This window comes from Flaviflagellibacter deserti (assembly GCF_042652085.1).
In the GTDB taxonomy this organism is placed as follows: domain Bacteria; phylum Pseudomonadota; class Alphaproteobacteria; order Rhizobiales; family Methylopilaceae; genus Flaviflagellibacter; species Flaviflagellibacter deserti.
This window is the reverse complement of the sequence record NZ_JBHSJF010000006.1, coordinates 330,401-351,556: the sequence shown is the minus strand read 5'-3', so window position 1 is coordinate 351,556 and position 21,156 is coordinate 330,401. Positions and strand designations below refer to the sequence as shown.

Here is a 21,156-nt window from a genome sequence, read left to right as displayed (position 1 = left end):
TCAGCTCCCGTCACGGCTTGCGATGAAGGCGGTTGACTGAACGGTGCCCGAAATCGAGGTGCAGTCGTTCGTCGCGTCCGGATCGGAGAAGTCCGGCATGAGCTCGCTCGTCAGCAGCCCCTGTTCGCGCAACGGACAGGTATAGGCGGCACGCTTCGGACGGCACTGGCTCGCGACGAGTGAGGAACGGCCGGCCAGCACCGTGCCGGTCGCGCGCTCCGCGTCGCCGCCCAGGAGGCGCCGCCCGGCGAACCGGAACGAATTTTCGATCAGCGCCGCTCCGCTGACACCCGCCATGGAGATGCCGACCGTGTTCTTGCCGATGATGTTCCACCCAGCGGAGAAGGTCGTGACCGGGCTATACGGATCGAGCGAGAAGTCGCGGTCCTGACTGTCGGCATTGGCCGAGAGGTCCGCGATATAGGCTTCGATCCCGCGCTGAGCATTCTGGCGGATCGCATTGTGATAGACGCCGATATCCGCACTGTTGCGGATCTTCAGGCCCGATCGCTTGTTGCGGAACATGTCGTTGCGCAGGATCAGGTTGCACGAGCTCTCGAAGACGGTGATGCCGTCCTGCTCGTTGTCGAACGACGCGTTTCCGTAGACCACGTTACCGACGCTCTCGCGTTCGAGCATGATGCCGGAACCCGCATTGGCGAAGCTCACATTGCCGATGATCCAGCTGCGGTCGACTTCGCGCGAGACGATGATCCCGTGCTTGCCGAGCGACCCGTAGGTCGTGTTGTAGGCGATCATCAGCCGGTGCGACCGGTCGTGCGGGTCGACGGCGTAGATCAGGTTGTCGCGGAATTCGTTGCCGACGATCGCGATGTCGCGGCCTTCGTACGAGTAGAAGCCGTATTCGAGATTTTCGATCGTGTTGTCGACGATCTGTCCGGTCGGCTCCAGCGCGGTATCGATATGCCCGTAGTGCGGACCCGTCGTGATCGTCAGTCCGAACGCCTTGGTCATCTGGTAGCCGAGCGCCGTCAGCCGCGAGCCCGCGATGATGGTGTCGCTCGCGGTCCAGGAGCCGATGAAGGGCCGGAAAGTCTTGCTGCCGTATTTGTCGCTTCGCCATGACGGTGCGTTGGCCGCCATGTTCCAGCCGACGATCGCGCTATCGACGACGAACAGCCGTCCGCCGTTCATGATGAAGGCGCCGTCTTCCTCAGATAGACGGAATTCTTTGGCATCCCCACCAAGCATGAGCAGCGTGGCGCCGCGTGCGATGTTGATCGGAATCCTGATCGTGATGTTGTCGCCGGAGATGCGGACGTCATCCGGGAAGGCACGGGCGATATCCGAGATCGTGACGATGCCCTGGGCGACATTGATGTAGCGGCCCGCCGGAAGCCCCTGTGCCGTGATCGCGGGATCCAGGCTTGTGGCGATCCGCAGTCCTCCGTCGTCGTCCTTGACCAGCCGTTCATTTCTGAAGCGCTTGAACTGCGCCTCGTCCGGCAGAAGACCGATGCCAAACCGGCCGTCTCTCGGCAGTGGCACCTGCGCGCGGACGTCATGCACCGCCACGTTGCCGGCGGGAGGGGTGTACGGCTTCAAGGCGGGCTGGCCGGCGATGTGCGAGACCTCGACGCCGCCGCCGATATAGCTGACCGGCTCGCGGACGACCGGCGCTTCGGTGCTCGTCTCGGCCGAGCTCTTCTGATTTGTGAGGCGCTTCGAAGCGGCTTCGGCCAGACTCCTGAAGGCGGCGCGGCGTTCGTTGTGTTCTCCGATCGTGCGCAGCCGTTCCACGATCGGCCGCAGATCCTCAGCGCCCTTGGCCTCTTCAAGCGCCACGAAGGCCAAAGTCGCGCCATGGACGGCCGACCCGCCGATATCGTCGACCGCGCGGTATGCATTCGCGAAGTTCTTCGTTCGGGCGAAACCCTTGGCGATCTCCGCCTTTGCACGGATTTGTTGGTCGGGATTGGCGATCAGTGCCGCAACGGCGCCGCCGGCCTCGATTTCGCCAAGACGGGACTGCGCCGCGACGATCTGGACGAGGCGTTCGTCACGGTGCGGCGCTCCGCCCAACTTGACGGTCTCGAGAGCCTTGGCGAAAGCCTCCCTGGCGAGCGGAAGCGCCTTTTCCTTTCCGGCTTCGACGCCGACATCCAGGATCGCTTCGAGCTTCAGATCCACGTCGTCGACGACCGCTGCGATCTCCAGCGCCTTCGAATAGGACCGGCGATCGACGAGCTCCTCGATCAGCGCCATGCGAACCCGGTCACGATCCTCGGCGCCGCTCATGCCCGCGATCGCAACTTCAATCGCCTTCGGTTCGGCGCCCTTGACCTTGGCCTTCCAAATCCCGCTGAGCGCGAACGAACGATCGCTGTCAGACATGAGTTCCGGAAGGAGCCTCTCGGCCTCCGCCAGCCTGCCTGCATCGGCAAGGCGACGGGCGACACCAGCCAGCGCATAGGAACGCGCGGCTCCAGTCAGCGAGGCAGTCTCGGCGAGCGCACGCGTTTCTCTTTTCGTGCTGGCCAGCGATCGGACCACCATCGCGATAGCGTCCGGTCCCATATCGCGGGCGGCGGCTATCGCCTCCTCGAAGCAACCGTCCGACAGGGCCTTGTAGCCGGCCTTGTGGAAGGTAACGGCTAGATCACGGAACCGCTGGGCTCGGCGCTCGACAGCGGTCAGATCGCGGACGATCCGCAGCGCCCGGATCGTGTTGCCCTGCGCAACGAGACCGTCGAGCAGTCTCGATAAAGCTCGGTCGTGGCTAACTGGGTCATCCATCGCGACGATCGCAAGCTCTGCGAAATCGGCTCGCCGCTGGACCAGGGCTTCGTCAGCGATCTCATCAAGCGCCGCCTGCCGGTCCACGGAGAATGTGCTTCCGACGGCATGGCGGAGTTCGCCCTGCAGCGGGAGCTCGTTCTTGGTTTCGGCATCGTCTCGCGCCACGCCTTGAAGCAGGGCTGCCCTCGCGGTGACGTCGGGAGAACTACGGACGGCACGCAACAAATCGATGTCCATCAAGCCGCCGATCGAGGCGGCCAATCGCGTCAGATCCGGTGCGTTTTGCGGACTGGCTTCGGCGAGCGCCCGTTCGAGCAGCGCACGAGCTCTGGCCTTGTCGCCGTTCTCGGCAACGGCGCGGCCGATAGAGACAAGAGCGGCCACCCGCTTTTCCTTCGACAGGCCGACCGCGAGCGCTTCGGCTTCGGTCTCGTGCCAGTTCCGCTGGGCGGGATCGCGTGACGCGTGGATAAGATCCAGCCTGGCAGCCATCGACCGCTCCGCGAGAGCTTCTGCCGTTATGCCCGCGCCCGCGAGCGCATCCGCGGCCCCTGCCCGGCTCTTCGCCTCGAAGACCATGCGGGCGCGTTCGAACGAACGGAGCCGCTGCGCCGGGTCGACAATCGCTTCAGCGACCTTGACCTGATCCTTCAGCGCCTGGACGACGCCGTTGACGTCCTCCGCGGCGGCACAAGGCAGCGCAAGGCCGAGAACCGGAACGAGGCAGAGCCAGACAATTCGCATTGCGGATCTCCCAGGCGATCGTGTGTGTTAGACGAGCGACTTCAGCCAATCGGGAAGGCCCGGCAGCGACCTTCGCCAGGACGTCTCGAAGTAGACGCGCGCAGGCTGGCCGATTTCGGCGACGTCGAGCGCGTCCTGCATTTCAAGGACGATCTTCATGAACTCGCCGCCGAAAACCGCGCCATCGCTGGCCGGTACCAACCGGGGGTTCGACGGTGCGATGCTGCGGCCGTCGGCAAGGACGACCGTAACGGTCGCGCCGTCGATGATGCGGATCGCATCCTCCTGCGAGATGAAGGCCGCGACATAGGGCTTGGTCTCCTTGCGCCGCAGCGAGACCAGCGGCGATCCTGCGTTCACGAAATCACCCGCCAGGGCCACGCGGTTCTGCACGACGCAATCGCAGGGGCTGTTGATCAGGATGACCTTGCCTTCCGCGCTCTCGATGGCGGCTACGGGTTCGCCGCGCGCCACCGACTTGCCGTCGGCGACGAAGCCGACATTTCCGTTCACGGTTGCGGGAACGGTAACGAGGTCCGCGGTGATGACTGCCGACTTCGCGGGAATGACGAACAGCCGGTCGTAGACACTGCCGACGACGAAGCCGAGCAGAACCACCGAAGCGATGCCCGCCACGGCGAACTGCAGCCCGCGCTTGATGCCGTGACCAATCGGATGGGCGGGCTTGAGGTCACCACCGCCGCGCGACCGCGCCTGCGCCTGGTTATGCCGCGCGGCGACTTCGATGACGTCGCCGGCGTCTACAAGTTCGCCCGATACCACGGCATCGAGCACGAAGCGCAGCATATTGGTCTGCCGCGGCGTCATATTCACGAAACGCAGGCCCGCGCGGCTGTTCTTGGCATCGATGTGCCGGATTTCCGCGTCCGTATCGATGTTCAACCCGAACTGCGCGAACGGGAACGTGATCGCGACAGGAAGGATATCTCCGACTGCCCAGCTCTTGTTGGCATTGGCCACACCGAGACCGGCTACCGACCAGTCCAGAACGTCGATCTTCTGGCCGTCGATCGTACATTCGATCGGGACCCGCATCCTGACATGTTGCCTCTGGACTTCGGCTTCGTGGTTGATAGCCATCTTACTTCTCCATCAGCAGGTAGGCAGGGCCTAGAAGGCCATGCCGCTTGGGAACGAAAGGGTTCGGGTCCAAACCGCGATCGCGGTGATCAGCGCCGTGAGCATCACGGCGTGCGAAATGTTGGAAGACAGCGCGATGTAGCGTTCGCGGAAACTGCCAGCGTTCTTCGCCAGGGTGGTTTTCTGGCGTGTCCATTTCTGCTGGCTGGGGTGCGACAGCGCGTAGGTCTTCACCAGCGAGCCGACCACCTGGTTGTACCAGAGCAGGATCGGGTACCAGACCGACATCTCGTTGCGTTGGGACAAGAGAAGCAACGAAAGCATGTAGCGCGACACCAGAATCCAGGCTGCGTAGATCGCGAGTGCCCAGGCGGAGACCGAGATCGCGCTCAGCACAGCGAAGATGATCCCGGTCAGCGAGGTCCACATCGACAGCCGCTGGTCGATGATGCACCACCAGGTGAAGAGCCCGATCCTGGAAGGCCCGACGGCGATCGCCCGGCCATTCGTGCGCAGCATGTTGCCGAACCAGCGCTTCATCAGGGTGAGCGAGGTTCGGAAGAACCGCGGATCTGGAAGTTCCTCGACGGTGCGGACGACGACGTCGGGCACGTAGAGCATCTGGTAGCCACGCGAGAGCAGCCAGAACCAGCTCGACTTGTCGTCGCCAGTGAGCAGGCTGTACTGGCCGATGCGCCAATGCTCGATCCGATCGCTTTCGATCTGCCTGATGAAGCTCGGATCGCAGACCAAAGGAGCGCGGAACATCGACATGCGCCCCGTCAGGGTCAGCACGCGTCTGGACAGCCCCATTGACGACATCAGGATCTGCCGCTGGGCAAAGCGCAGGGAATACCAATGATGGAATATCCGCTTGCCGCCGCTCTGGACCTCGCTGATCTCGTCCGTAGTCAGGGCGCCGACATTCGGATCGAGCAGCAGGATCGGCGCGCAGCGCTCGACGATGTCCGCCGGCACGATGCTGTCGCCGTCGATGACCATGACGATGTCGTTCTCGGCGGGCCCAGGCTTAGTCGCGGAGACCGCCCGGAAGCCAAACGCCAGAGCGTCGCGCTTCCCGGTTCCAGCAATGCGGGTCAGGGTGAGATTGATGCGATCGTGGTCGGCTCCAACGAGATCGAGGAACAGACTCTTCACGAGCCGCTGGTCGGCCATCTCGACGAGCGACGCAATGATCGTCGAACGACCGGGATGCGCGAGCGCTGCCTCGAATACCGCGCGATATACGCGAATACTTGTGTCCGTGCTGATACGGAAACTCGTGATCAGGAAAAAGGCGTGCGGCGCCTCCGTCTCCCGCGCCAGCCGGCTCGCCCGTTCCCGCATCTGCGGGAACACCCATTTCTGGTAAAAGAGAGCGCGCGCGAGATGGAGCAGATTCCAGCTATATCGCCAGGTTCCGAGGATGCCGACCGCGAGGATCGCCCCACGGTCGAGATCGCTCAGAACGCTCGGCGGGATCACGCATATCAGAGCCGCGACACATGAAAGATAGAGCACATGCGCCGTGATCGATTGCGAGAAATCACCAGCAGATTCCCTGGTACCGCTCATTGCTCGCCATCCCTTGATCAACACGCACGAGGTCGATGACGAGACGATCGTCGTCGACACGCTTGAGAACTTCCCGCGACACGTCGGCATTGCCGAGGACCAGAACCTCGGCATGGTCGACGACGTCGTCGATCTGAGTGGTCAGCAGAGAGGCAAGGTGAGGAAGACGGGAGCGGATATACTGATAGTTCGCACCCGTCAGCTTTCCGATCTGGATATTCGGATCGTATATGCGGACGTCGTATCCGCGGCCGTAAAGCATCTCGCAAAGCTCGACGAAGGGACTTTCGCGGAGATCATCCGTGCCGGACTTGAAGCTCAGACCAACCATGCCGATCCGACGCGAGCCGGTGGCTGCGATCATCTGGTAAGCGCGGGCAAGCTGCACTTCGTTCGCGGCGAGCGTCGCGTCGAGAATGGGCGTCGGCACTTCCAGCTGACGGGCTTTGTAGCGCAGTGCCCTGAGATCTTTCGGAAGGCATGAGCCGCCGAACGCGAAGCCGGGTTTCAGATAAGCCGGCGAGATGTTCAGACGGTGGTCGGCACACAGCACCGACATAATCGTATGGCCATCGATTCCCGCCGCCTTGCAGATATTGCCGATTTCATTGGCGAAGCTGATCTTCAGCGCGTGCCAGGCATTGTTCGTATACTTGATCGCTTCCGCCGCACGAATGTCGACAGCGATCGGAGAAACCGGGATCTTCTTATGGATTTCCAGCAGCTTGTCGAAGGTTAACTCGTCACGCTTGCCGAAAACGATCGTACCCGGATTGTCGTAATCCTTGATGGCGGTGCTCTCGCGGAGGAATTCCGGATAATAGGCAATGCCGAAGCCATCTCCGGCCTTCTTGCCCGACGCGGCTTCGAGCTTCGGAATGATGATGCTGTCCATCGTTCCCGGAAGCATCGTCGAGCGGTAGACAACCGAATGATGGCTGTTCTTTTTGCGGATCGCGCTGCCGAGATGCTCGGTGACGTTGACCAGGTAAGAGATGTCGAGCGAACCGTTCGGAGCGCTGGGCGTACCTACACAGACGAAGGAAAGATCGCTTTCGCGTACCGCCTGCTCCGTATCTCCGGTTGCAGAAAGGGATCCATTTGCGACCCCACCCCTGATCAATTCGTCGAGACCGGGTTCCACGATGGGCGAAACGCCTGCATTCAGGCCATCCACCTTCTCCCGATTTACATCGGCCGCGATGACTTTGTTGCCGTCTCTACTCAGGCAGGCAGCGGATACGGCCCCGACGTAACCAATACCAAAGACGCTGATGTCCATCGCGCAATCCCCTTTGCTAGAGATGACTTATGAGCCGACTACCGCCCGATCCGTCATCTATTGCTCCAAGAGATTTTTACGCTAGCACGCTGTTTTCACTACGCAATGCACGTTGTTTGTTCACAAGCGCTTATGTTTAAACACAAAAGTGCTATAGATTAACATGTTCAAATCCACGTGATGCTATTCTGATTTGAAGCAAGTAAAAGAAATTATTGATGATACTGGTAACAACACATCGAATATACCGTGATTATAGAGATCACCACGAAATTTAAACAAAATTTAACCATAAGGTTAACCGCAACGGCACTCGACTATAAATTGTGTTTACAGATAAAATTTTGTATTGACACTAGCGATATCGTCGCTATTCGAGATTTCGAATCAAAGTGCGCTTGAGGCGCCGATTGCGTCGCCCAATTTTTGGGCACCATCGATATCAAACCTCAAAATTTGGTCGATAATCGTGGCTAAACTGCAGGAGTTTGGAGGCGGCGCGACCAAATGCATCAAATTGGATTTCGCAATCGCGCACAGCATCGGGATTGAAGAAGGCCGCGAACAATCGCGGCCTTGGCAATCGATGCATTCGCGGCATCAGATGATGAGGAAATCAGATGCGGTAAGAGCAAGATTCTTGCTTAGTTCCGCGAACTTTATCTGCTGCTGGGTGCCAATTCCGTCCGCATCGTAAAACAGTGCACCGGTGTTTTTGTCATAGATGACACGATCAAGTGCATCAGCCGCATTGGTGCCTGTGACGAAGGCAGCCACGGCGAGGCCACCTGGTACGAGAGCGGTAAAAATCACGTCATCAAGGACGATCGTGTCGTCGTTGACATTGAAGTCCTTCACCTTGTCGACATTGGAAGCGCCGAGCGCCGTATTGAACACGAACTGGTCGAGTCCCGCTCCACCCGTCAGGCTGTCGGTGCCCTGCCCGCCTTTGAGGACGTCGTTCCCGCCTCCGCCGGAAAGCGAGTTGTTAGCGGCGTTTCCGCTGAGCGAATTCGCGAGTTCATTGCCGGTCAGGGTGACGGCGCTGGTGCCGGTAGCGATGACCGCCTCGACATGAGAACCGGCGACCAATGTGTGGCTCGCCGTGGTGTACACCGTATCGAAACCTTCATTGGCGAGCTCGAAGACCCGGTCTCCCGACGCATCGGTGTAATAGGTGTCGTTGCCGGCACCGCCATACATCGAGTCTGAGCCGTGATTGCCGTCGATCGAGTCGTTCCCGGCGCCTCCCCTCAACGTGTCGGCGCTCCTGGTTCCGACGATCGTCAGACCGCCGGTCGGAGGCTCGTCGACGGGCAGAACATTAATCGTGAACCCCTGTGCGGAACTCTTCAGGCCGGCGGAATCCGCGACTTGATACTGGAAGGAAACCGCGCCGTTGAAATCGGGAGCGGGCACATAGCTGAACGTGCCGTTCGCATTGAGCGTCAAACCGGAGACCGGCGAAACGAGGCTGTAGGTCAGCGCACTGCCTTCGACATCCGAGCCCGCCGGGATCGTGCCCGTAATCGTGGTGTCTTCGTTGCCCGTCACCGAATTGCCCGCCGCCGCCGCCGCCGCCGCATCATTCACGGCCGCAATCACGATGGCGAATGTCTGCACCCCGACACTCGGGAGGCCGAGGGAGTCCACGACGCGGTACTGGAACGACACCGTGCCGTTGGCATTTGCTGCCGGCTGGTAGGTGAAGGATCCATTGGGATTCAATGTCAGACCCGCGACCGGAGCCACGAGCTGATAGGTCAGCGGCGTATTGCCATTGGGGTCCGAACCAGTCGGGATGGTGCCGGTGATCAGCGTGTCCTCGTTGCCGGATACTGTGTTGCCCGTGCTGGACGGAACCGGCGGCTGGTTCGCGGCCGCCGTGACGGTGATGCCGAAGGTCTGGGGTGCGCTTTGCGCGCCCTGGGCATCAATTACCCTGTAGGAGAACGAGACGTTTCCGGCCGTGCTGGCCGCGTACGAGAAGCTGCCATTCGGGTTGAAGGTCAGTCCCGCCACCGGCGCGACGAGCGCATAGGTCAGCGGCCCCGCCTCGACATCCGAGCCCGCGGGCACGGTGCCGGTGATCGTCGTGTTCTGGACGCCGGAGGCGGAATTTCCCGAGGAGGAAGCCGTCGGCGCATCGTTCACCGGGTTGACGGTGATGGTGAAGGTCTGAGGTGCGCTGGTGAGGCCGGTGCTGTCGACGACGCGATACTGGAACGCCACCGCACCGTTGGCATTAGCTGCCGGCACATACGAGAACGTGCCGTTCGGATTGAATGTCAGCCCGGTGACAGGAGCGACCAAGCTATAGGTAAGCGTCCCGCCGTCGGCATCAGAGCCGACCGGAACGCTGCCCGCGACGGTCGTGTCCTCGTTTCCTGAAACGGCATTGCCGGTTGCCGCGGCGACCGGAGCGTCGGCGACCGGCGCGACGCTGATCGTGAAGTTCGTAGGCCTGCTGATGGCGCCGAGAGAGTCGACGACCTGATACTGGAAAACCGTGCTGCCGTTGAAGTTGGCCGCAGGAATGTAGCTGAAGCTTCCATTCGCATTGAGTGTCAGCCCGGGAACCGGTGCGACGAGCTCATATGTGAGCGGGCCGCCTTCCGTGTCCGCGCCGGCGGGCACGGTTCCGGTGATCGTCGTATCCTCGTTGCCGGAGGCGGAATTACCCGTTGGCGACGCGACCGGCGGCGTATTGGGCGTGCTCGGAGCTGCGGCCACGCCCTCGAAGTCGCTCGAATGCAGCGAGGCGATCGTGCCGGTGGGCGATTTCAGACGGAACACCTCTTCGTGGGCGCCGTCCTTGACCATCCAGAAGCCGTCTTCGAGGCCGATCAGGACCGCGGCTGCGCTGAAGCCCGTGAAGACGAGCTTGTCGCCCTCGGCCGCGCCGTTACCGGCGAAGTCCTCGATGACGTCGCCGCCGAACTCGCCCTTGCGGAGGATGAACGTGTCGTTGCCCTCGCCGCCATAAAGCTGGTCGGCGCCGAGTCCGCCCTCGAGCGTGTCGTTGCCCCCCTCGCCCCTCAGTCTGTTGATCGCCGCGTTGCCGACGATGACGTTCGCAAGGCCATTGCCCGTACCGTCGCGATCGAGCGTCCCGGTCAGGGTCAGGTTCTCGACATTCGCGCCGAGCGTATAGGTCAGTGAACTCAGCACCGAATCCGTGCCGCCCCCGGCAAGCTCCGTGACGACGTCGCCAGTGTGGTCGACATAGTAGAGGTCGTTACCCAGACCGCCCTGCATCGTATCGGCGCCGCCCAAGCCGTTGAGGGTGTTATTGCCGGAATTGCCGACGAGTGTGTTGGCGACCGTATTGCCAGTCGCCGACAAATGATCGGTGCCGAGCAGGGTCAGGTTTTCGACTTCGTTGGCGAGCGTGTAACTCACCGTCGAGAAGACCGTGTCGATGCCGCCGAGACCGGCATTGGCCCTCTCGGTAATCAGGTCGCCGACATTGTCCACGTAGTAGGTGTCGTTGCCGTTGCCGCCGTCCATGTCGTCGGCGCCGCCCTTGCCGTCGAGGATGTCGGTGCCGTCGAGACCTTCGAGTTCGTTCGCCGACGCATTGCCGATCAGCGTGTTGTTCAGCGCATTGCCGGTGCCCCGGATCGCCGTGCCCGTCAGCGTCACGTTTTCGACGTTCGCCGCGAGCGTGTGGTTGAGCGACGACAGGACCGTGTCGTTTCCTTCATTCGGCTGCTCGACCACCACGTCGCCGGAGTGGTTGACCGTATAGGTGTCGTTACCTGCATGGCCGACCAGCTGGTCCGCGCCGGTTGTGCCGAACATCTGGTCGTCGCCAGCCGTGCCGGGTTGCGCAGGAACCGAGATCGCGCCGGCCGTCGTACCGGAGATCACATTGCCCGACAGCGAAGTCCCCGAAGGATTGCCGGCCGGCGAATTGGTGACTTCCTCGCGGATGCCGTAGCGGGCCCGGATAACGCCGTCGGCAAAGATCTCGTTGTCGACGATCTGGGTGTCGGTGGAATAGTACGTACGCGGCGGGTCGACGACATCGTCCAGCCTGAGGCGGATGTTCACCTCGTCATACTGTCCGTTCGCTTCCTGCGAATTGTTGTGGATCACGTTGGCGGTGATGATCGTATTGGTGGCGCCCTCGATGCGGATGCCCTGCCTGGCGTTCCCGTAAACATCGGCGCCCGTGACGGTCACGCTGTCCGAGAGCTTTATGAGAATGCCTTCGCGGGTGTTGTTGTGATAGCTGCCGCCGACGACTTGGACGTCGGTCACCCAGGGGATCGTGTCCTCGCCGTCCGGAAAGACGTTGCTTCGCTGCACGACGAGGCCAGCACCGCCGGTCGCGCCGCTGCCATTGCCATAGGCCTCGTTGTTCTCCAGCAGGATGTCGTTGCTGCTGTTCTGGATGTTGAAGCCGTGGCGGTCATTGTCGTAGGAGACGTTGTTCCTGTAGACGCCGCCAACAACGTAATCCGCCACGAAGCCGTCGAGGCCGTTGTCGTGCGCGACGCTGTTCTCAACGACGAGGTTGTAGGTGATTTCGTGCGGATTGATGCCGTAGGCGTTGCAATTCTTGACCTCGAGTCCACTCAGCGTGATGTTGGACTGGGTCTCGCCTGAATCCGCCTTCACGCCGCAGATGAAGCCGGCCTGATGCTCGATATTGTTCGCGCGGTTGCCGTCGATCGTCAGGTTCGAGATCGTGACGTTGGTCACGTCCTCGTCGAGCGTCGTCCGGACGATGCCGTTGATGCGGTGATCGAAGTTGTCGACGAGCTTGACGATCGTATTCCCGGCACCGTCGCCGGTCAGCGTGATGTTCGAATAAAGCTCGATCGCGCCTTTTGAGGGATTGGTCGGATCGCCGCTGACGAGGAAGGTTCCGGTCGGGATGTAGACCGTTCCTCCGCCCGCGGCCCGGGCGGCGCTGATCGCGTCCCTTATGGCCTGCGAGTCGTCAGTGGCGTCATTCGCGGTCGCACCGAAGTCCAAAACATTGAAAACGGCCATGACGACATCAGCCCGCATTTGTTCGGGCGCGTCACGACTACAAGTCGCGACACGATCCCATCACCGCACCCCGGTTGAAATTCTTGTTGAAAACTTGGGCAGCGTAAAGACACAATTAACTATTATGGCGGGCAGCGAGCATCAAAGTCCTCATTTTCCGGGTCGAAGTTGTCCGAGTTTCGACATCGGAGGGACGTCAAAAAGCAATCGTCTTTCCCTGAGAAAGACGCTGTACCGACGCATTTCGACGGTCTCAGTGAAGCACCATCGCTCGCACGAAGTAACATTTACGCGAGCGGAAAAGACCTTCCACGATGGCTGAACCTTTGGATCGCCCGGACCATCTTCGCGCGGCGTTAGGCGCTTTCAAGAGCGCTTTCGTCGCCATCGCCGTTTTTAGCGGCTTCATCAATCTGCTGCTTCTGACCGGCTCTTTCTTCATGCTGTTGGTTTATGACCGCGTCCTGCCGAGCCGCAGTCTGCCAACCCTTTTCGGGCTTCTGATATTCGCCGCCGTTCTCTACGGTTTTCAGGCTGGGCTCGACATGATCCGCAGCCGTGTCCTGGCGCGCATCAGCATGGGCATGGACGAGTTTGTTGGCATGCGCATCGTCGGGACATTGCTCGCGGCTCCGCCCGGCGCGACCAGCGGCGACGGCATGGGCGCCCTGCGCGATCTCGATCAGGTGCGCGGCTTCATGGCATCGATAGGTCCAGCGGCATTGCTCGATCTGCCATGGATGCCGCTGTACATACTGATCTGCTTCCTGTTCCATCCGTTGATCGGCATCACGGCACTTGTCGGCGCCCTGATATTGATAGGCCTCACCGTGCTGACGGACACGGCCAGCCGCGCCCCTTCGCAAGCGTCCGCACGATCCGCGACGGCCAGAAATCGCATCGCCGAAGCCGGGAGACGCAATGCCGAGGCGCTGCAGGCGATGGGCATGGTCGACACCGTCGCTTCCATGTGGAGCGTGGCGAACCAGGCCTTCCTCAACGATCAGCGCAAGCTTTCCGACGTGACCGGCTTCTATGGCTCGATCTCGAAGGCCGTCCGCATGCTCCTGCAGTCGGCCATCCTTGCGGTGGGCGCCTACCTCGTCGTCAACCAGAATGCGACCGGCGGCATCATGATCGCGGGATCGATCCTGATGGCACGTGCGCTGGCTCCCGTGGAGCTCGCCATATCGCAATGGCGCTCGTTCGTTGCGGCCCGCCAGAGTTGGAAGCGGCTTCAGGGCCTCCTCAATGCGATACCCGAGGCCTCGGAACCCGTCGAACTGCCCGCTCCGAAAAACTGGCTGAGAGTGGAGAACCTCAGCGTGGTACCTCCCGGCGCGGCGTCGTTTGCGGTCCGCGACGCTTCATTCCAGCTCAGGGCCGGCAATGCGCTCGGCATTATCGGGCCGACGGCATCCGGCAAGTCATCACTGGCCCGGGCGCTCGTCGGCGTCTGGGCGCCTGCGCGCGGCTCGATCCGGCTCGATGGCGCGACGCTCGACCAGTTCGCGCCATCCATACTCGGCCGTCACGTCGGCTACCTGCCGCAGGACGTGGAACTCCTGGACGGCACGATCGCGGAGAACATCTGCCGCTTCGATCCGCAGGCCAAGGCAATTGACGTCATCGCGGCGGCGAAGGCGGCAGGGGTGCACGACCTGATCGTTCATCTACCCGGCGGCTACCAGACGGTCATCGGAGAGAGCGGCGCGTCGCTCTCGGGAGGCCAGCGCCAACGCATCGGCCTTGCCCGAGCACTCTATCGCGATCCGTTCCTGGTTGTTCTCGACGAGCCGAACTCGAACCTCGACACCGCGGGCGAGGAGGCGCTCACTCAGGCTATCCTGGATGCCCGAACTCGCGGCGCGATCGTGGTCGTCATTGCTCACAGACCCAGCGCACTGATCGGCGTCGACATGATCCTCTTCATGCAGGACGGCCATGGCGGACCGTTCGGCCCGAAAGAGGAGGTCCTGCCGAAAATCCTCAAGCCGACACCCGTGCCGCTCAGACCAGCAGGAGCCGCATGATGCTGCCGCGCCTTTCCGACGACGGAATGATCCGTCAACTCTCGTCCTTCCGCTCATTGCGCAAGACGCTCATCGCCGGCGGCGTGCTATCCGCGGTTCTGTTCGGTGCCGTCGGAGTACTGGCCGCCGGCTTCACCCTTAGCGGCGCGATCATCGCTCCCGGCACTCTCGTCGTGGAATCGAGCGTCAAGCAGGTCCAGCACCTCGAAGGAGGAATCGTCGGCGAAATTCTCGTCAAGGACGGAGACCGTGTCTCAGTGGGAACCGAACTGGTTCGACTGGACGCGACGGTCACGAAAGCCAATCTGGCGGTGGTCGTCAAAAGCATGGACCAGTACGACGCCCGGCTTGCGCGCCTTCAGGCCGAGCGGGACGGCAAAGACAGCATCAGCTTTCCGCAAAGCCTGCTCGATCGACAATCGGAGGACGAAATCGCCGAGAGCATCAATGGCGAACGGGTGGTCTTCGATACCCGAAGGACCGTCCGCGACAGTAAGATTTCGCAGCTGCGGGAACGCATCAACCAGCTACACGAGGAAATCGGAGGCATCGAAGCCCAGATCGACGCCAAGGCGCGGGAGGTCGAATTCGTCCAGAAGGAACTGACGGGAGTAAGGGAACTCTGGAAGAAGAACCTGATCCCGATCCAGCGCGTCAGCCAGCTCGAACGCGATGCGACCAGGATCGGCGGAGAGCGTGGTGCGCTGATAGCCTCCGCAGCCTCAGCCAAGGGAAAGGTCACGGAGACGGAACTCCAGATCCTGCAGATCGACCAAGATCTCAAAAGTGAGGTGGCGCGCGATATCCGCGAAGCGCAGTCCAAGCTTGGAGAACTCGCCGAACGCCGCATCGCTGCCGAGGAATCCCTAAAGCGGATCGCCATCCGGGCCCCACGGGATGGCATCGTGCATCAGCTCGCGGTTCATACCGTCGGCGGGGTGATCGCGGCTGGCGAGGTTCTGATGCAGATCGTGCCGGACCTCGACGCTCTGACGGTCGAAGCGCGAGTGTCGCCGACTGACATCGACCGGATGTATGTCGGTCAAGCCGCTACGCTGCATTTTTCGGCGTTCGACCGTGGCACTACACCCGAGATCAACGGCCGCGTATCCCGCATCTCGGCCGATCTGGAGCACGACCAACGCACCCAGGTATCGTACTATCTCGTCCGGCTCGCCTTCTCATCGGACGATCTGTCCAAGAACGGCTTGAAGGCTGTTCCCGGCATGCCGGTCGAAGCGTTCATTTCGACAGGCAACCGAACGATGCTGTCTTATGTACTGAAGCCGCTCACGGACCAGCTCGCACGAAGCTTCCGGGAAAGCTGATGTAGGAACGGCTGCTTTCGCAGCCGTTCCTTTTGTTACTTCGCCAACCTCAGATTGATGTTCGCGGTCGCGGTGCTTCCGCCACCGGCCGAATCCATCTTCATCTGCTGCCTGTCGTCCTTGGTGACGAGATTGAGCGTCGCTCCGAATCCCGCGGCGTCGATCCGGATCATGATCCGCTGCTCCCTGACCTGGCCGGTCACCTTACCGTTCACACTGCGGGTCGTTTCCGACCAGAGGCCGGATAGCGCGCCGGACGAATCCGCGGTCATCTTGCCATTGAGCTCGAAGCGGTAATTGTCGCTATTGCAGGAGAAGGCCACGTTGAGATCGGTCGCATCCGGGGTCGTGACCGAATAGACCGTTTTGCAACGGATACGCTCCTTGGTGCCGTCGCTGTACGCGATCGTACCGTCGCCATTCCATGTCCCGGGGAAAGCCGAGAACGGACCGGCCGCGGCGGGCACGGCACCGGCGAAAAGAAATGCGGCCAGCGCCACCCAGCGAGCGTGTCCCGCACCAGTGTTCAACATGCGAACCTCCAGCAATACCTGTCTTATCCGCCCGTCCGGGTGCACTCAGAGCACGCCAAGCGTCCAGGAGACAAGGTCTGAAACGACTCCGCGGAAGGCGGTGTCGAAAGATTTGGCGACCGTTGCCGCATTGTCGGTCTTGGTCGGCGCCGCCGCCTTGAAGACCCGTGCGGCGACGACCTTGCCGTCAGCCATGACTTTGGCACTGAACTCAAGCATCACCTGCGGATCAGCCGCGGTCGAAACCTCGAAGGTACGAAGATCGATCACGAGCTGATGATCGGCGGTGAAATCATCAGGGTTTTTTGACACGCCCATGAATTTGGCGTTTTCGAAACCCTGAACCACCTTGGCCTGGATCAGTTTGGGCAAATTGTCGGCCCATTGCGCATCCGGATATGCCGGGGCGACGCCTCCGTTGGACTGGACGAGTATCTTCTGGGTATCAAGCGCCAGAACCGTGGTCGGTTCCGGCACAGCCAATTGTCCGGTCGGCATGGTCGCGGGACCCGTGATCTCCTCCGGAACCGCCAGGGTGAAGACGGTCGCCGGCGGCTTGTTCTGGGCCGCGAAGGTGTTGCTCAGTCCCGTCATCACCGTGTCGATCCGCTCGGAATTGCGGGCGAGCGCAGCGGCGAAGACCTTGATGTCGGCGATCGTGCTCTTCAGGGGATCGGCGTTGTCCATGACCACGCTGTCGATATGGCGGAGCACGTCACGGGCGGCCTGAATGGCATCCTGCGCGGCGCCGGAGCTGGCAATGAGAGTGGGCGGACCGTCGGTCGCCGTAAGCGGCGCCGCGCCATCGCTTCCGCCGGCGAGCGTGATTGCCGGCGATCCCATCAGCCCTTGCATCTCGACACCGGCCTGGGTGTCCGACGCGATCGGCGTGTTCTGGTCGACCGCGATCATGACGTCGACCTGTTTGGGCTTCTGCCGGTCGATCCGGAGGCCGGTCACCTCGCCGACCCGCACGCCGTTGAACAGGACCGGCGAGCCGTCGCGAAGACCCGGCACGACCGCGTCGAAGCGGACGCGGTAGGTCACACGCTCGCCGACCCCGCCGATATTGTTGAGCCAGTAGATGAAGAGGAAGCCGGCCACCACGATGACAAGCGTGAAGACGCCAAGCAGAAGATATCGCGCACGCGTTTCCATGATTAAACCCCTGCCTTTTCTGCGTGCCCGCTGCGAACGAGTTGCGCCCGCTCGCCTCCGAAATATGCCTTTACCCATGGATGATCGCTTTGATGCATCGTGGCCATGGGTCCGACCGCGACGACCTTGCCGTCGGCAATCGCGGCGATGCGATCGCAGACCGTGACCAGGCTGTCGAGGTCGTGGGTGTTCATGTAGACGGTCAGACCCAAGGTCTGCTGCAGCGTCCGGATCAGCATATCGAAATCTTCCGCCGAGAGCGGGTCGAGACCGGACGTCGGCTCATCGAGGAATACGATTTCCGGATCGAGCGCGAGTGCACGGGCCAGCGCGACGCGCTTCACCATGCCGCCCGAGAGTTCGGATGGGAATTTCGTGGCGTCATCTGCCTTGAGGCCGACCATTTCGAGCTTGGCGATGGCGATCTCGTCGAGGATCTCGTCCGGCAGATCGAGATATTCGCGCATCGGGAACTGGACGTTCTGGATCGCGGTCAGCGAGGAAAACAAGGCGCCCTGCTGGAACAGCACGCCGCAGCGCCGACCGGTCGCCTCGGCCTGCGCGGGGGTCGCGCGTTCGAGGTCAACGCCGAACAGCTCGATCGCCCCTCCCCGCTTCGGGACGAGGCCGAGGATCGTCCGGAGCAGAACAGACTTGCCGCCACCCGACGCGCCGACCACGCCGAGGATTTCACCGCGGCACACTTCGAGCGATAGATGGTCGAGGACGGTGCGGGAGCCGAAACCGACCACGAGGTCGCTAACCCGGATGGCCAGCTGTTCGTCAGGTGTCATCGGCTCACATCCCGATCGATGAGAAGAAGATCGCGAAGAAGCCGTCGAGCACGATCACGAGGAAGATCGATTTGACCACCGAGGCCGTGGTGCCGAGGCCGAGTGATTCTGCGCTGCCCTTGACCTTGAGGCCCTCATTGCAGGCAACCGTGCCGATGAGCAGGGCCATGAACGGCGCCTTGATCATACCGACCTGGAACGTGGTCAGCGTGATCGCCTCATGCAGCCGGCCGATATAGATTTCCGGGCTCATGCCGGCATAGAGCCAGGCGACGACGCCGCCGCCGACGAGAGCCGACATGCCGCCGAGAAAGGTGAGAATCGGCATCGCCAGAACGATGGCGACGATCCTCGGCAGGATCAGCACCTCGACCGGGTCGCGGCCCATGGTTCGGAGCGCGTCGATCTCCTCGCGCATCTTCATCGAGCCGAGCTCGGCCGTATAGGAACTGCCGGAACGCCCGGCGATCATGATCGCCACGAGCAGCACCCCGATCTCGCGAAGGACGAGCACGCCGACAAGGTCGACGACGTAGTCCTCGGCGCCGAACTGGCGGAAATGGAAGAAGCCTTGCTGGGCGATGATGCAGCCGATCAGGAAGGTGATCAGCACGATGATCGGCACCGACTGCCAAGCGACGCGATCGAGATGATGTACCAGCGAGGTGAAGCGGAATGTGCTCGGGCGAACGATCGCCCGGCCGACTGAAGCGGCGATGGCACCGAACAGAGCGAGCAGCTTTGCGCCGTCCGAGATGGTCAGGGCCGTGGCCTGGCCGAGCGCGATGAGCTGCGAAGCGACCCAGGTCTCCTTCCTCTCCGGCGCGGGCGCGGCGCGGTTCGACTGGCGGACTTCCTCGATCAGATCGTTGAAGCGGCCCGGGACACCGGCGAGCCTGGCCTCGCCCCCCTCGGCCGTCGTCTTCCTCAGCAGACGTTCGAGCAGCCAGGCACCGAAGGTGTCGAGTTCGCCGACGCCGGCGATATCGATCGTCAGCGACTTCGCCGGCTGGCGCGCGGCTTCGTCGGTGAGCCGGTAGATTTCCGTCGCATGGGACGAGGTCCAGGCGCCGCTCGCGGCCAGTCCTCCGGCCGCCGGCTCGAGGCGTGGACTTGCAAGAGTTGCTGCTGACATGGGGCCTCGGGACGTTCCGGTCGGTTCGTATCAACAATCCAGGCGTTATCGCCCGAGTCTACTGCGCGGGAATGTCTGTGAGTGTCCCGACTTAGGTCAAGTTGTCTGAGGTTGTATCGCAGCTAATCCGGGCAAGCCTGTTGCCAATATCTGACATTACCGGGGTCTACCGGGGAACCTGCCTCTTTATTCATCGCCATGATGGCCGAGCGGAATGCCCTCGCCTCGTCCGAACCGACCAGAAGTGCAAGGCTCCTTATGATGCGGCTGATCCTGAGATGATTATGATCGTGCGCGCGGAGCCAATGCGGATTAGCGCGGAGGAAGACGAGCATGCGCTCCGTTGCCGCCCGGAGATTGGCCTGGGCCGCGGAGTCGTAGCGTATCGCAGCGATATCCTCGGGGGTGAGCACCGGCGCGTCCGGCTGGGCGCCGCTCCGCTCGGGCAGCGGAAAGAGCCATTGAATGTAATCGTGAACGGTTTCGAGGCGGGCGTCAGACAGAGCGAGGATATCGACAACGGTCCGGGCGCGATGGTCTGTACCGGTTCCGGCAAGGAAGGTGTGGAGTTGGCTGGCCATCCGGTTCTTCTCACACCTTCGTCAAAAGCACAGCCAATTCTCCCGGCGACAGGGGCTTGCCGAGCTGATCGAAGCGGCATTGCACAGGCGCCTTGTCGGGACGCCATCGCATGAATTTGGTGCCGTGGCGGAAACGGTTACCGGTGACGTGGTCGTAGCGCACCTCGGCGACAAGCGAAGGGCGGAGCGGCTGGAACTCGCCGCTGCGCTCGGTACTCCATCGGCTCGGTCCGCCGGGTGCGCGACCAGTGAAGCCCGGCGGCTGGATCATGCTTTCCAACTGCCGCGTCAGAACGGCGCGGTCGAAATCGGCGAAACCAGAGGTAAAGCCGACATGGTGGAGCAGCCCCGCGTCATCATAGAGACCGAGGAGCAGCGAGCCGACCTCGCGCTTTCCCTGGGCGTAACGGAAGCCGCCGACGACGCAGTCGGCCGTCTGCAGGTGCTTGACCTTGAGCATCGCCCGCTCGCCGGCCAAATATGCGCCGTCCAGCCGCTTAGCGACGACTCCGTCGAGCGCTCCGCCGGCGTGATCGAGCCAGTTCCGGGCCTCATCGCGGCTGCGCGTGAACGGCGACAGTCGAAGGCCCGTCTTGTCCTGAAGATGGTTCCAGAAGATTTCGAGGGCGGCACGACGCGTCAGCAACGGCTCGCTGGTCAGTGCGACACCCTTCATGTCGACCAGCATGTCGAACAGGATGAACTCGGCCGGTGTCTCGACCGAGAGCTTGCGCACCCGGCTTTCGGCGGGATGCAGGCGCATCTGCAGGGCATCGAAGGATAGTTCCTCACCGACTGGCACAACGAGTTCGCCATCGAGCACGAAACGGTCCGACGAGAGGGAGCGCAGCAAGGCCGCGACTTCAGGGAAATAGCGCGCGAGCGGCTTCCCTGATTTGGCGCGCAGGTCGATCTCACCGCCGGAGCGATGGGCGAGGCAGCGGAAGCCGTCCCATTTTGGCTCGAATTGCCAGCCAGGTCCGCCCGGCAGGACATCGGCGGCACGGGCTTCCATCGGCGGGGTATCGATGGAGAGCTGGTCGAGGACTGCCCGCCCAGATGTCTCGGGATTGTTGGATTGAAGCTGCACCATCTTGATTAAGTGCCGTGGAGACGATCAGGGTTCCG

Annotated in this window: 13 protein-coding genes; 2 read left to right on the top strand and 11 right to left on the bottom strand. The window is 62.1% G+C overall.

What is annotated here, in order from left to right; all coding sequences use genetic code 11:
• The 5 genes from ACFPFW_RS08625 to ACFPFW_RS08605 all read right to left on the bottom strand — a co-directional run bounded on the left by ACFPFW_RS08625 (position 1) and on the right by ACFPFW_RS08605 (position 12,466).
• Entirely contained in the window at positions 1–3,504 is a 3,504-nt protein-coding gene (locus ACFPFW_RS08625; RefSeq protein WP_114957578.1) for a right-handed parallel beta-helix repeat-containing protein, read from the bottom strand.
• A gap of 27 nt (positions 3,505–3,531) precedes the next feature.
• Positions 3,532–4,605 carry a PilZ domain-containing protein gene (locus tag ACFPFW_RS08620; RefSeq protein ID WP_114957577.1) on the bottom strand — a complete coding sequence of 358 codons (1,074 nt, stop codon included), beginning with the start codon at positions 4,603–4,605 and terminating at the stop codon, positions 3,532–3,534.
• A 30-nt stretch (positions 4,606–4,635) separates the two neighbouring features.
• Entirely contained in the window at positions 4,636–6,180 is a 1,545-nt protein-coding gene (locus ACFPFW_RS08615; RefSeq protein ID WP_114957576.1) for a glycosyltransferase, read from the bottom strand.
• Positions 6,152–7,462 carry a nucleotide sugar dehydrogenase gene (locus tag ACFPFW_RS08610; protein WP_114957575.1) on the bottom strand — a complete coding sequence of 437 codons (1,311 nt, stop codon included), beginning with the start codon at positions 7,460–7,462 and terminating at the stop codon, positions 6,152–6,154. Before ACFPFW_RS08610 ends, ACFPFW_RS08615 begins: the two co-directional genes overlap by 29 nt.
• A 600-nt stretch (positions 7,463–8,062) precedes the next feature.
• Positions 8,063–12,466 carry a tandem-95 repeat protein gene (locus ACFPFW_RS08605; RefSeq protein WP_162799721.1) on the bottom strand — a complete coding sequence of 1,468 codons (4,404 nt, stop codon included), beginning with the start codon at positions 12,464–12,466 and terminating at the stop codon, positions 8,063–8,065.
• A 314-nt stretch (positions 12,467–12,780) separates the two neighbouring features.
• Here ACFPFW_RS08605 and ACFPFW_RS08600 point away from each other — a divergent pair, with 314 nt between their 5' ends.
• Both ACFPFW_RS08600 and ACFPFW_RS08595 read left to right on the top strand, forming a co-directional pair.
• The gene (locus tag ACFPFW_RS08600; protein WP_114957573.1) at positions 12,781–14,499 is read left to right on the top strand and encodes a type I secretion system permease/ATPase; all 1,719 of its coding nucleotides are present in this window, start codon (positions 12,781–12,783) and stop codon (positions 14,497–14,499) included.
• Positions 14,496–15,827, top strand: coding sequence for an HlyD family type I secretion periplasmic adaptor subunit (locus tag ACFPFW_RS08595; RefSeq protein ID WP_379770295.1), 1,332 nt, complete (start codon positions 14,496–14,498; stop codon positions 15,825–15,827). Before ACFPFW_RS08600 ends, ACFPFW_RS08595 begins: the two co-directional genes overlap by 4 nt.
• Before the next feature lie 35 nt (positions 15,828–15,862).
• Here ACFPFW_RS08595 and ACFPFW_RS08590 read toward each other — a convergent pair whose 3' ends face one another.
• From ACFPFW_RS08590 to ACFPFW_RS08565, 6 genes are all read right to left on the bottom strand, one after another.
• A complete protein-coding gene (locus ACFPFW_RS08590; protein ID WP_114957572.1) occupies positions 15,863–16,360 on the bottom strand; it encodes a hypothetical protein in 498 nt (165 codons plus the stop codon).
• Positions 16,361–16,405: 45 nt separating this feature from the next.
• Positions 16,406–17,518, bottom strand: a complete 1,113-nt coding sequence (locus tag ACFPFW_RS08585; protein ID WP_162799720.1) for an ABC-type transport auxiliary lipoprotein family protein — start codon at positions 17,516–17,518, stop codon at positions 16,406–16,408.
• A gap of 2 nt (positions 17,519–17,520) precedes the next feature.
• Positions 17,521–18,312 (bottom strand): ABC transporter ATP-binding protein, encoded by a 792-nt coding sequence (locus ACFPFW_RS08580; protein ID WP_114957570.1) that lies wholly within the window; start codon positions 18,310–18,312, stop codon positions 17,521–17,523.
• 4 nt (positions 18,313–18,316) lie between these two features.
• Complete coding sequence (locus ACFPFW_RS08575; RefSeq protein ID WP_114957569.1) at positions 18,317–19,447, bottom strand: MlaE family lipid ABC transporter permease subunit; 1,131 nt, start codon at positions 19,445–19,447, stop codon at positions 18,317–18,319.
• 122 nt (positions 19,448–19,569) lie between these two features.
• Positions 19,570–20,028 carry an opioid growth factor receptor-related protein gene (locus tag ACFPFW_RS08570; protein ID WP_114957568.1) on the bottom strand — a complete coding sequence of 153 codons (459 nt, stop codon included), beginning with the start codon at positions 20,026–20,028 and terminating at the stop codon, positions 19,570–19,572.
• 10 nt (positions 20,029–20,038) lie between these two features.
• Positions 20,039–21,121, bottom strand: coding sequence for an ATP-dependent DNA ligase (locus ACFPFW_RS08565; RefSeq protein WP_114957567.1), 1,083 nt, complete (start codon positions 21,119–21,121; stop codon positions 20,039–20,041).
• Between the last annotated feature and the right edge of the window lie 35 nt (positions 21,122–21,156).